General features: G+C 67.3%; 12 protein-coding genes. 7 read left to right on the top strand and 5 right to left on the bottom strand.

The window, feature by feature from the left end; translation table 11 throughout:
• Positions 1–2: 2 nt before the first annotated feature.
• The 4 genes from U4Z64_RS28555 to U4Z64_RS28540 form a co-directional block, all read right to left on the bottom strand.
• Positions 3–1,154, bottom strand: coding sequence for a DegT/DnrJ/EryC1/StrS family aminotransferase (locus U4Z64_RS28555; RefSeq protein ID WP_044847241.1), 1,152 nt, complete (start codon positions 1,152–1,154; stop codon positions 3–5).
• A gap of 139 nt (positions 1,155–1,293) precedes the next feature.
• On the bottom strand, positions 1,294–1,665 hold the full coding sequence (locus U4Z64_RS28550; protein WP_044847242.1) for an EamA family transporter: 372 nt from the start codon (positions 1,663–1,665) through the stop codon (positions 1,294–1,296).
• Between the two features lie 13 nt (positions 1,666–1,678).
• Positions 1,679–3,355, bottom strand: a complete 1,677-nt coding sequence (locus U4Z64_RS28545) for a glycosyltransferase family 39 protein (protein WP_321821722.1) — start codon at positions 3,353–3,355, stop codon at positions 1,679–1,681.
• Between the two features lie 135 nt (positions 3,356–3,490).
• Positions 3,491–3,865 carry an Mth938-like domain-containing protein gene (locus tag U4Z64_RS28540; protein WP_006754746.1) on the bottom strand — a complete coding sequence of 125 codons (375 nt, stop codon included), beginning with the start codon at positions 3,863–3,865 and terminating at the stop codon, positions 3,491–3,493.
• A gap of 315 nt (positions 3,866–4,180) precedes the next feature.
• Between U4Z64_RS28540 and U4Z64_RS28535 the strand changes: the two genes are divergently transcribed.
• From U4Z64_RS28535 to U4Z64_RS28510, 6 genes are all read left to right on the top strand, one after another.
• Complete coding sequence (locus U4Z64_RS28535) at positions 4,181–5,419, top strand: pyridoxal phosphate-dependent aminotransferase (protein WP_124486277.1); 1,239 nt, start codon at positions 4,181–4,183, stop codon at positions 5,417–5,419.
• A gap of 54 nt (positions 5,420–5,473) precedes the next feature.
• Entirely contained in the window at positions 5,474–6,802 is a 1,329-nt protein-coding gene (locus U4Z64_RS28530) for a homoserine dehydrogenase (protein ID WP_124486278.1), read from the top strand.
• Positions 6,803–6,816: 14 nt separating this feature from the next.
• The gene (thrC, locus tag U4Z64_RS28525; RefSeq protein WP_257771370.1) at positions 6,817–8,268 is read left to right on the top strand and encodes a threonine synthase; all 1,452 of its coding nucleotides are present in this window, start codon (positions 6,817–6,819) and stop codon (positions 8,266–8,268) included.
• A 292-nt stretch (positions 8,269–8,560) separates the two neighbouring features.
• A complete protein-coding gene (gene glp, locus U4Z64_RS28520) occupies positions 8,561–9,808 on the top strand; it encodes a gephyrin-like molybdotransferase Glp (RefSeq protein WP_321821721.1) in 1,248 nt (415 codons plus the stop codon).
• Between the two features lie 19 nt (positions 9,809–9,827).
• Positions 9,828–10,085 carry a molybdopterin converting factor subunit 1 gene (gene moaD, locus U4Z64_RS28515; protein WP_006758354.1) on the top strand — a complete coding sequence of 86 codons (258 nt, stop codon included), beginning with the start codon at positions 9,828–9,830 and terminating at the stop codon, positions 10,083–10,085.
• 206 nt (positions 10,086–10,291) lie between these two features.
• Complete coding sequence (locus tag U4Z64_RS28510) at positions 10,292–10,768, top strand: molybdenum cofactor biosynthesis protein MoaE (protein WP_124486280.1); 477 nt, start codon at positions 10,292–10,294, stop codon at positions 10,766–10,768.
• Between the two features lie 69 nt (positions 10,769–10,837).
• Here U4Z64_RS28510 and U4Z64_RS28505 read toward each other — a convergent pair whose 3' ends face one another.
• Positions 10,838–11,398, bottom strand: a complete 561-nt coding sequence (locus U4Z64_RS28505) for a group III truncated hemoglobin (protein WP_321809164.1) — start codon at positions 11,396–11,398, stop codon at positions 10,838–10,840.
• 265 nt (positions 11,399–11,663) lie between these two features.
• Here U4Z64_RS28505 and U4Z64_RS28500 point away from each other — a divergent pair, with 265 nt between their 5' ends.
• Positions 11,664–12,182 (top strand): Rrf2 family transcriptional regulator, encoded by a 519-nt coding sequence (locus U4Z64_RS28500; protein ID WP_321821720.1) that lies wholly within the window; start codon positions 11,664–11,666, stop codon positions 12,180–12,182.
• The last annotated feature ends 100 nt before the right edge of the window (positions 12,183–12,282 follow it).

Below are 12,282 nucleotides of genomic sequence, written 5' to 3'. Positions count from 1 at the left end.
GCTTATTTTCCGTATTGTTCGCAAATCTGGTTGATGGCGTCGGCCACGCGACGCACGTCGTCTTCCGTCATCTGCGTGAAGAGCGGCAGCGTGACGGTCGATGCGCCGTATCGTTCGGCGTGGGGGAACATGCCCTCCTTGAAGCCGCGCGCACGATACAGCGTGAAAAGATGGATGGCCGGGTAGTGGACGCCCGTGCCGATGCCGCGCTCCTTCATCTGCGCCATGAAATCGGCGCGCGAGATCGACAGCCGGTCGAGCGGCAGCGTGACCTGGAACATGTGCCAGTTGCTGTTCTCGAAATCGGCGACGGGCAGGCCGAGCCCGAGCTGCACGGCCGCACCGCCGTCGAGCGCGGCGAAATACGCGCGCGCGAGTGCGCGGCGCTGCGCGGTGAAGCGCTCGAGGTGCGGCAGCTGGCCGAGACCGACGCGCGCGGCGACATCGGTCAGGTTGTACTTGCCGCCGAGCACGTCGCAGTCCATCCCGTCGAAGCCGGTGCGCGTGATGCCCTGCAGCCGGTACTTCTGCGCGAGCGTCGCCTCGTCCTCGTTGTTCAGCACGAGCGCGCCGCCTTCGATCGTCGTCAGGTTCTTGTTCGCGTGGAAGCTGAACGACACGATGTCGCCGATCGCGCCGATGCGCTTGCCTTGCCACGTCGAGCCGAGCGCCTGCGCGGCGTCCTCGATCACGCGCAGGTTGTGTGCGCGCGCAATCGCGTACAGGCGGTCCATGTCGACCGGCAGGCCGGCCAGGTAGACCGGGATGAGCGCCTTCGTGCGCGGCGTGATCGCCTGCTCGAGCTTGTCGAGGTCGATGTTGCGCGTGACGGGGTCGATGTCGGCGAACACGGGCGTCGCGCCCGTCTCGAGGATCACGTTGCTGGTCGACACCCACGACGCCGGCGTCGTGATCACCTCGTCGCCGGGGCCGACGCCCGCGATGCGCAGGCCGATCTCGAGCGTGCAGGTGCCCGAATTGAACGCGCGGACCGGACGGCCGCCGCAGTACTCGGACAGCGCGGCTTCGAACTTCTGGCTCTGCGGGCCGGTGGTGATCCAGCCCGAGCGCAGCACGTCGACGACGCCCTGGATGGTTTCCTCGTCGATCTCGGGCCGGGTGAACGGCAGGAACGGAGCGGTAGTCTGGCTCATGAACACTTTGCCTGTAATGGCGTGTAATAAAGGGGGCGGGCGATCCGGCCCGAAACCGGCATTAAACACCGGTTGCCGGATTCGTACCGTGATTTTTTGTAGGCGGACGCTTAATGCCCGCCGGGCCGGCCGGGCGCGCTCAACTGCGCGCGAGCACGAGCACGCCGATCAGGATGATGCCGATGCCGACCAGCCGCTGGACCGACAGCACCTCGCCGAACAGGTACCAGGCGGCGAACGCGTTGACCACGTAGCCGAGCGACAGCATCGGGTAGGCGATCGACACGTCGACCCGCGACAGCCCGACAATCCAGACGACGACGCTCAGCACGTAGCAGCCGAGGCCGCCGATGATCGGCAGCTGGGTCGCGATCTTCAGGCCGACCGGCAGGATGTTCGCACGGCTGAATTCGAAGTGTCCAACGGCGTTGACGCCGGCTTTCAGCAGAAGTTGCGCACAGGCGTTGAGCATCACGCCGGTGATGATGCAGACGAACGAAACGGGATTCATGCGGCGGGCGTCCTTACGATTGCGGTTTCTCGACGATCACGCGGCGGTTGTCGCGCGCGATCACGCGCATCGGCACGCCTTGCCTGACCAGCGTGTCGTACTGGCCGGGCGGCATGATCGCGAGCGCATGGGTGTCCTGCTTCCAGCGTTCGATCCATTGGTCGACGGTCGGGATCCACTTGTCCGGCTCGACCGAGATGCCGAATGCGAGCTCGTCCTGGCGCTGGACCATGATCGTCGTGTGGCCCATATAGAACGGGAACGTGTGATCGAGCATCTCGATCGAGTAGAACGGCGTGTCGGGCGGCAGCTTCGCCAGTTCGGCGCGCACGGCGGGCGCGAGCAGCGCGCCCGAGCTGTAGCGGCCGAATTCGTCGTGACCGGTGCCGCCGATCGTGCCGAACGCGAGCCACGCGGCGCCGAACGCGGTGATCGCGGCCGCGACGCCCACGCGGCGGTTCAGCCAGGCGGCCGCGAGCGTCAGCGCGCCCGCGACCGCGAGGCCCGCGTACAGCCACACCTGGAACGCACGATACAGCGCGTTCGGCGTGCGGGCGTCGCCCTGATACGCGAGGAAGATGATCCCGAACGCCGCGACGACGAAGAACACGAGGTAGCCGAGCAGGTGGCGGCGGAACCGGTCGGCGCTCATCAGCGGCAGGTACGCGCCGATGATCAGCGCGAGCGCCGGCGCGACCGGCAGCACGTACGAGATCAGTTTCGAGTGCGACGTGCTGAAGAACAGGAAGATGAACGCGCTCCAGATCAGCAGCACGAGCATCGGCGAGAAGCCGTTCGGCTGGCGCGGCATCCGCAGCGCATGGCGGATGCTCTGCCACGCGACCGACAGCCACGGCAGGAAGCCGACCAGCAGCACCGGCACGAAATAGTAGAACGGGCCCGGGCGGTTCTGTTCCGGGGTCAGGTAGCGGCGGAACTGCTGGACGATGAAGAAGAAGTTGAAGAACTCGGGGTTGCGCTGCTGGACGAGCACGAACCACGGCGTGACGATCGCGAAGAAGATCACGAGGCCGCTGACCAGGTAGAGCCGCTTCCACAGCGCCCAGTCGCGGGCGATCAGCGTGTAGAGCACGAGCACGGCGCCGGGCAGGATCAGGCCGACGAGGCCCTTGGACAGCACGGCGAACCCCATCGCGGCCCAGCACGCCCACATCCAGCCGCGCACCGCGCCCGCCGGCAGCCCGGGCCGCTGCGCGAGCAGCAGCGAGCAGAGCGACAGCGCCATCCAGAACGCGAGCCCCATGTCGAGCGCGTTGAAGTGGCCCATCAGGTTCCAGTACGGCGAGCACGCGAGCACGATAGCCGCGAGCAAGCCGGACAGCGGGTTGAACAGGCGCGCGCCCGTGAAGCCGACCAGCAGCACGCCGGCGAAGCTGGCGAGGCCCGTGTACAGGCGCGCCTGCCATTCGCCGATGCCGAACCAGGCGAACGTCAGCGCGTTCAGCCAGGTCTGCAGCGGCGGCTTCTCGAAATACTTGTAGCCGTTGTAGCGCGGCGTGATCCAGTCGCCGGTGACGAACATTTCCCGCGCCATTTCCGCGTAGCGGCCTTCGTCGCTCGGGATCAGGTGGCGCAGCCCGAGCGGCGCGAACCAGACGATCGCGAGCGCGACGAGCAGGAGGACGAGCGTGATGCGATTGAGCGGTAGCCTCGACGGCGTATCGTTCATGAATTTTCAGCCTGTTGGTTGTTGTAAGCGCCACCGGCGGGTCGCGCCGGCGGCGGCCGGCTTGCCGGTTGCCGATCCGCGTGATGATCCGGGGATCGACCCGGTGTGCCGGCCCGAGTTTTACCGCATCGGGGATTAACGTTCAATTAAGAGCGCGGCGGCCACTTTGCGGCCCTCGGCCATCAGGATGTTGTAGGTCCGGCAGGCGGCCTGGAAATCCATCGTCTCGACGCCGATCCGCTTGGCCGTCAGCGCGGCCACGAGGCGCGGGTGCGGGAAGCGCAGCCGCGCGCCGCTGCCGAAGATCACGAGTTCGGGGGCCGGGTCGAGCAGCATCGCGAAATGCTCGGGCGCGAGCGCGTCGAACGACGATACGGGCCAGTCCCGCACCGGTGCGCCGGGCAGCACGATGACGCTCCCTTCGTGGCGTTGGAGGTTGACGTCGACATAATCGGGGCCGTAGCCGGTGACGGTGTTGAGCGCGCCGCTCGTGTCCTGGTGCAGTTTCAAATCGGTATTCCGCGGTTCCGTGGAGGGAAGGTCTGGCAAGGGCCGCACGGGCCCGGGCGGCCGTTTCGCGACCGGCGCACGCGGGACGCCTGACGGCGCGGGCCCGGAGCGGCCATGGTGCATTGCGAAAGTTGGCCAAAATCCGCTAAATTATAACTTTTTGGTCGCCCCCGGGCGCCACTTGCATCGTGCGTCGCCACAAGCCGCGTCCGACTGCCCGCATTTTCCCCAGTCTAGACAGCGCGCATAGACCAGCCGCTCTCCAGTTTTGATCCCGTCCCCCGGCCGCAAGGCCAACCCAGGAACCGTGTCGTCGTGAAACCGATTCAGAAGTCGAACAAGCTGCTCAACGTCTGCTACGACATCCGTGGCCCGGTGCTCGAGCACGCGAAGCGCCTCGAGGAAGAAGGCCACCGCATCATCAAGCTGAACATCGGCAACCTCGCGCCGTTCGGTTTCGACGCGCCGGACGAAATCATCCAGGACATGATCCGCAACCTGCCGGCGTCGTCCGGCTATTCGGATTCGAAGGGCGTGTTCTCGGCCCGCAAGGCCGTGATGCACTACACGCAGCAAAAGGGCGTCGTCGGTGTCGGCCTCGACGACATCTACATCGGCAACGGCGCGTCCGAGCTGATCGTGATGGCGACCCAGGCGCTGCTGAACGACGGCGACGAAGTGCTGCTGCCGGCGCCCGACTACCCGCTGTGGACGGCCGCCGTGAGCCTGTCGGGCGGCACGCCCGTGCACTACGTGTGCGACGAGCAGAACGCGTGGATGCCCGACCTCGACGACATCCGCCGCAAGATCACGCCGAACACCAAGGCGATCGTCGTGATCAACCCGAACAACCCGACCGGCGCGCTTTATTCCGACGAATTGCTGCTCGAGCTGCTCGAGATCGCGCGTCAGCACGGGCTGATCGTGTTCGCCGACGAGGTCTACGACAAGATCGTCTACGACGGGCTCGAGCACACGGCGCTGGGCTCGCTGTCGGAAGACGTGATCACCGTCACGTTCAACAGCCTGTCGAAGAGCTATCGCTCGTGCGGCTACCGCGCGGGCTGGATGGCCGTGTCGGGCCTCGGCGGCGACAACCGCCGGCGCGCGAAGGATTACCTGGAAGGCCTCGGGATCCTGTCGTCGATGCGCCTGTGCGCGAACGTGCCCGGGCAGTTCGCGATCCAGACCGCGCTCGGCGGCTACCAGAGCATCAACGAGCTGATCGTGCCGAGCGGGCGCCTCTTCAAGCAGCGCGAGCTCGCATACGACATGCTCACGTCGATTCCCGGCGTGACCTGCGTGAAGCCGCAGGCCGCGCTGTACATGTTCCCGCGCCTCGATCCGAAGCTTTATCCGATCCAGAACGACCAGCAGTTCATCCTCGACCTGTTGCTCGAGGAACGCGTGCTGCTCGTGCAGGGGACGGGCTTCAACTGGGCGGCGCCAGATCACTTCCGCGTGGTCTTCCTGCCGAACCTCGACGACCTGACCGATTCGATCAACCGGATCGCGCGCTTCCTCGACGGCTACCGCAAGCGTCATTCGGTCTGAGCGGACAGCGTCCCCCGGCATTCATTCAATTCTTACTCATCGATCACACGCAGCATGGAACCGATCAAAGTTGGCCTGTTGGGCTTCGGCACCGTCGGCAGCGGCACCTTCACGGTGCTGCACCGCAACCAGGAAGAAATCAAGCGACGCGCGGGGCGCGGCATCGAGATCGCGCGCATTGCCGTGCGCAATCCGGCCAAGGCGCAGGCCGCACTCGGCGGTAACGCCGGCGCCGCGCAGATCACCGACGATTTCAACGCGGTCGTCGACGATCCGTCGATCTCGATCATCGCCGAGATGATCGGCGGTACGGGCATCGCACGCGAGCTCGTGCTGCGCGCGATCGCGAACGGCAAGCACGTCGTGACGGCGAACAAGGCGCTGCTCGCGGTGCACGGCACCGAGATCTTCGAGGCCGCGCGCGAGAAGGGCGTGATGGTCGCGTTCGAGGCGGCCGTCGCCGGCGGCATCCCGATCATCAAGGCGCTGCGCGAAGGCCTGACCGCGAACCGCATCCAGTACATCGCCGGCATCATCAACGGCACGACGAACTACATCCTGTCGGAAATGCGCGACCGCGGCCTCGACTTCGCGACCGCGCTGAAGGCCGCGCAGGAGCTCGGCTATGCGGAAGCCGATCCGACCTTCGACATCGAAGGCGTCGACGCCGCGCACAAGGCGACCATCATGAGCGCGATCGCGTTCGGCGTGCCGGTCCAGTTCGACCGTGCCTACGTCGAAGGCATCAGCAAGCTCGACGCGACCGACATCCGCTACGCGGAAGAGCTCGGCTACCGGATCAAGCTGCTCGGCATCGCGCGCCGCGCCGAAAACGGCATCGAGCTGCGCGTGCACCCGACGCTGATTCCGGAGAAGCGCCTGCTCGCGAACGTCGAGGGCGCGATGAACGCGGTCGTCGTGCACGGCGACGCGGTCGGCACGACGCTGTACTACGGCAAGGGCGCGGGCGCGGAACCGACCGCGTCGGCGGTCGTCGCGGATCTCGTCGACGTCACGCGCCTGCACACGGCCGACCCCGAGCATCGCGTGCCGCATCTCGCGTTCCAGCCGGACAGCCTGTCGAACACGCCGATCCTGCCGATCGAGGAAGTGACGAGCGGCTACTACCTGCGCCTGCGCGTGGCCGACCAGACCGGCGTGCTCGCGGACATCACGCGCATCCTCGCCGCCACGGGCATCTCGATCGACGCGCTGCTGCAGAAGGAATCGGAGCAGGTCGACGACGCGAACGGCGAAACCGACATCATCCTGATCACGCACGAGACGCTCGAGAAGCACGTGAACGCGGCGATCGCGCAGATCGAGAGCCTCGCGACGGTGGTCTCGAAGGTGACGAAGCTGCGCATGGAAGCGCTGAACTGAGGACCAGGAACGACATGAACTACATCTCCACGCGCGGCGCCGGCATCGGCGAGCGCCACACGTTCTCCGACATCCTGCTCGGCGGCCTTGCGAAGGACGGCGGGCTGTACCTGCCGGCCGAGTACCCGCAGGTGTCGGCCGACGAACTCGCGCGCTGGCGCACGCTGCCGTACGCGGATCTCGCGTTCGAGATCCTGTCGAAGTTCTGCGATGACGTGCCGGCCGACGACCTGCGCGCGATCACGCGCCGCACCTATACGGCCGCCGTATACAGCAACACGCGCCACGGCGAGAACGCGTCCGACATCACGCCGCTGAAGACACTCGGCACCGAGAACGGCGCGGCGCTGTCGCTGCTCGAACTGTCGAACGGCCCGACGCTCGCGTTCAAGGACATGGCGATGCAGCTGCTCGGCAACCTGTTCGAGTACACGCTCGCGAAGCACGGCGAAGCGCTGAACATCCTCGGCGCGACGTCGGGCGACACCGGCAGCGCGGCCGAGTACGCGATGCGCGGCAAGGCAGGTGTGCGCGTGTTCATGCTGTCGCCGCACAAGAAGATGAGCGCGTTCCAGACCGCCCAGATGTTCAGCCTGCAGGATCCGAACATCTTCAACCTCGCGGTCGAAGGCGTGTTCGACGACTGCCAGGACATCGTGAAGGCCGTCTCGAACGATCACGCGTTCAAGGCGCAGCAGAAGATCGGCACGGTCAACTCGATCAACTGGGCGCGCGTCGTCGCGCAGGTCGTGTACTACTTCAAGGGCTATTTCGCGGCGACGACGTCGAACGACGAGCGCGTGTCATTTACGGTGCCGTCGGGCAACTTCGGCAACGTCTGCGCGGGTCACATCGCGCGGATGATGGGCCTGCCGATCGCGAAGCTCGTGGTCGCCACCAACGAGAACGACGTGCTCGACGAGTTCTTCCGCACCGGCGCATACCGCGTGCGCAGCGCGGAAAACACCTATCACACGAGCAGCCCGAGCATGGACATCTCGAAGGCGTCGAACTTCGAGCGCTTCGTGTTCGACCTGCTCGGCCGCGATCCGGCTCGCGTGATGCAGCTGTTCCGCGACGTCGAGGAGAAGGGTGGTTTCGATCTCGCGGCGAGCGGCGATTTCGCGCGCGTCGCCGAGTTCGGCTTCGTGTCGGGCCGCAGCAGCCACACGGACCGGATCGCGACGATCCGCGACGTGTTCGCGCGCTACGACACGATGATCGATACGCACACGGCCGACGGCGTGAAGGTCGCGCGCGAGCATCTCGACGCGGGCGTGCCGATGGTCGTGCTCGAGACGGCCCAGCCGATCAAGTTCGGCGAGACGATCCGCGAAGCGCTCGATCGCGAGGCCGAGCGGCCCGCCGCATTCGACGGGCTCGAGGCGCTGCCGCAGCGTTTCGAGGTCGTGAAGGCCGACGCGCAGCAGGTGAAGGACTTCATCGTCGCGCATACGGGCGCATGACGTAGCACCGGGGTAGCACCGTGCCGCGGGGTCGCAAGCCCGGCGGCGCAGCACGGCCGGAATGCCGATTCGTCGCACGGATCGGGGTTCCGGCCGTTTTGTTTGGGTTGGGCGGCGGCCGCGCACGGGCGCGCCGTCCGACGGCGCGCGAATCGAAACAAGTAAATCGAAACGAGTGCCAGTGCCGCGTGTTCGCGCCGATCACAGTTGCCGCATGTCCGGCATATCGCGCGTGGGCGCGACGGCGTCGCTACAATGACGTATTGACTCCAACGTTTCCCCGATTCCATCGATGTCGAACCCGAATCCCGCGGCGCCGCGCGCGCCGATGCTGTCGACCGCCGAGGCGCTGGCCGCGCTGCTCGAAGCCGCGAAGCCGTTGCCCGGCGCCGAAACCGTCGCCACGCTCGATGCGCTCGGCCGCGTGCTGGCGGCCGACGTGAGCTCGCCGCTCGACGTGCCGCCGATGCATACGAGCGCGATGGACGGCTACGCGGTGCGCGTCGCCGACCTGCTGCACGGCGAGCGGCGCCTGCCGGTGTCGCAGCGGATTCCGGCCGGCCATCCGGCCGCGCCGCTCGCGGCGGGCACGGCCGCGCGGATCTTCACCGGCGCGACGGTGCCGGCCGGCGCCGACGCCGTCGTGATGCAGGAACAGACGTCGGCCGACGGCGATGCGGTCGAGATCCTGCACACGCCGAAGGCCGGTGAATGGATCACTGCGCAGGGCGCGGACATCCGCCAGGGTTCGGTGATCCTGCCGTCCGGCACGCGGCTCACGCCGCAGGCGCTCGGGCTGGCCGCGTCGGTCGGCTGCGCGCGGGTGTCGGTCGCGCGGCGGATTCGCGTCGCGGTGTTCTTCACCGGCGACGAACTGACGATGCCGGGCGAGCCGCTGAAGCCCGGCGCGATCTACAACTCGAACCGCTTCACGCTGCGCGGGCTGCTCGAGCGGCTCGGCTGCCACGTGACCGATTACGGGATCGTGCCCGACTCGCTCGCGGCGACCCGCGACACGCTGCGCGAGGCCGCGCGCGATCACGACGTGATCCTGACAAGCGGCGGCGTATCGGTCGGCGACGAGGATCACGTGAAGCCGGCCGTCGAGGCCGAAGGGCGGCTCGCGCTGTGGCAGATCGCGATGAAGCCGGGCAAGCCGCTCGCGTTCGGCGCGGTGCGTCGCGGCGACGCGCGTCCCGACGCCCATTTCATCGGGCTGCCGGGCAACCCCGTGTCGAGCTTCGTCACGTTCCTGCTGTTCGTGCGGCCGTTCCTGCTGCGCCTGTCCGGCGTGCGCGACGTCGCGCCGCGTGCGCTGTCGCTGCGCGCGGACTTCTCGCAAGGCAAGGGTGACCGGCGCAACGAATTCCTGCGCGCGCGCGTCAACGCGGCCGGCGGCCTCGACCTGTTCCCGAACCAGAGCTCGGCGGTGCTGACGTCGACGGTCTGGGGCGACGGCCTGATCGACAATCCGCCGCAGCACGCGATCAGCGCGGGCGAGACCGTGCGTTTCATTCCGTTTTCCGAACTGCTGTCGTAATACGACGGCTTCCCGACCTATGAAGATTCAGCTGAAATTCTTTGCAAGCGTGCGCGAGGCGCTGGGCGTGTCCGACGAGCAGGCCGACGTGCCGGACGGCGTGACGACCGTCGGCGACGTGCGCGCCTGGCTGCGCCTGCGTGGCGGCGCGTGGGCCGAAACGCTCGCCGAAGGGCGCGCGTTGCGCATGGCATGCAATCACGAGATGACCGATCCCGATACGCGGCTCACCGACGGTTGCGAGGTCGCGTTCTTTCCGCCGGTGACGGGCGGTTGAGCTTGGGATGGGACCGGAGTAGGTGCTAAAGCGCCAACTCTGGTCGACCGCGAAGCATCGGACTAGAGCAAGCACTAAAGCGCTAACTCTGGTCGACCGCAAAGCATGGGACCCGAGTAAGCGCTAAAGCGCTAACTCTGGTCGACCGCGAAGCATGGGACCAGAGTAAGCGCTGAAGCGCTAACTCTGGTCGACAGAGGCAGATGATGGCAACGATACGAATCCAGACCGACGACTTCGACCTGAACACCGAAGTCGCGGCACTGCGCGCGCGCAACCCGAAGATCGGCGCGGTCGCATGCTTCGTCGGCACCGTGCGCGACCTGAACGAAGGCGATTCGGTCGCCGCGATGGAGCTCGAGCACTATCCGGGGATGACCGAGAAGGCGCTCGAGAAGATCGCCGCCGAGGCCGGCCGGCGCTGGCCCGGGATCGACGTCGCGATCGTGCACCGCGTCGGCCGGCTGCTGCCGCTCGACCAGATCGTGATGGTCGCGACGGTCGCGTCGCATCGCGGCGACGCGTTCGCGTCGTGCGAATTCGTGATGGACTACCTGAAGACCGAGGCGCCGTTCTGGAAGAAGGAAACGACGCCGGACGGCGAGCGCTGGGTCGATGCCCGCAGTACCGACGATGCGGCGCTCGCGCGCTGGGGCGTCGAATCGGGTAACACGCCGCGTTGAGCGCGGCGTTCGCATTGTGCGGCGATGTGCCGCAGGCGCTCGAGGGTTCGAGCGCCGCGAATCGTCGTGTCAGGCGTCCGGATCCGTGCCGCGTCCGATGATCCTCGTCGGAAACGGCTCGCCGCGGGCGCGTGACGGCAGCGCATGCGGATCGTCGCCCGTGTCGCGGCGGCGCGGCGCGATCGCATCGAGCAGCGCCTGCTGCTCGGGCGGAATCGGGTAATCCCAGCCGAATCGGCTCAACTGCAGGCTCTGCGCGATCCGCAGCGCAGGCTCCATGAAGCGGATGGCCGCGGGCGGCGTGTAGCGGCCCTCGACGGTCTTCAGGAACAGCGACAGCCAGCGGCTGAAATGCGCGGGCTCGATCCCGTCGAGCGGCTGGTGCGCCTGCTGCACGTTGCCGCGATAGCCCTTGGTGCCGAGCACGAGGCTCGACCAGAAGCTCACCATCTTCGGCAGATGGTCGTCCCAGCGGCCGTCCAGCTTCGCGTCGAACACGGGGCCGAGCAGCGGATCGGCGCGCACGCGGTCGTAGAACGCGTACACGAGGTCGCGGATGTTGTTTTCGGTCGGTTCGGCGTCGCGCAGGCGGGCCGGAGCGGTATCGGGCGTGGCGGGCAGGGCGGTCATGGCAAAAAAGGGCCGGGAAATTCAGGGCATCGGTGACGTGTCGGCGGAACGGCGGCGTGGGCAACGCGCAGGACGCCGACGGAATTTTGACGCAAAATAGCGTCCACCCCTGCCTGAAAAATGCGCAGATGTCATGCATCTTATTGCGCGCAGGCCGTCCCGGCAACCCGGCGTCGTCGGTGGCCTCGACAGCCGCCCCGGCGCGCGTTCCGATCGACCCGCTTCGCCCGAGCGGGGCACGATCGACGATTTTCCGTATCTGCTCATGAGACTCACCGACTACACCGACTACTCGCTGCGCGTCATGCTGTATCTCGCCGTGCGCGGCGAGGGGCTCGCGACGATCCAGGAGATCTCGGACGCCTACGGCATCTCGAAGAACCATCTGATGAAAGTCGTGCAGCAGCTCGGCGAGCTCGGCTGGGTCGACACCGTGCGCGGCCGCAACGGCGGGCTGCGGCTGTTCCCCGAATCGCTGAAGCTGACGGTCGGCCAGGTGGTGCGCGCGACCGAGAACGATTTCGCGCTGGTCGGCTGCTTCGTGGCCGACGGCGACGAGGCGCGCGGCTGCGTGATCGAGCCGCAATGCCGCCTGAAGGGTGTGCTGGCGGCCGCGCGCGACGCATTCTTCGCCGAGCTCGACCGCCACACGCTCGGCGAGCTGAGCGTGCCCGCGTCGCCGCTCGCCGCGCTGCTGGGCATTCGTCCGGTCGCGCGGGTGCGCGCCGAACCGTCCGGGGATGACGCGCCGGCGGCCGCCGAATCGTCGTCGAGGGGTGACTGACACGCCGGCGCCGTCCCCGCCGTCCGCGCGGTGGCCCGCCCACAGGCCGCCGCGTCGCCGCCCGGCGATTTTTGCGTTGAATCAACCCGAATTTCGCTTG

Source organism: Burkholderia sp. BCC1996, from assembly GCF_905339955.1.
In the GTDB taxonomy this organism is placed as follows: Bacteria; Pseudomonadota; Gammaproteobacteria; order Burkholderiales; family Burkholderiaceae; genus Burkholderia.
This window is presented reverse-complemented; position numbering and strand designations above follow the sequence as displayed.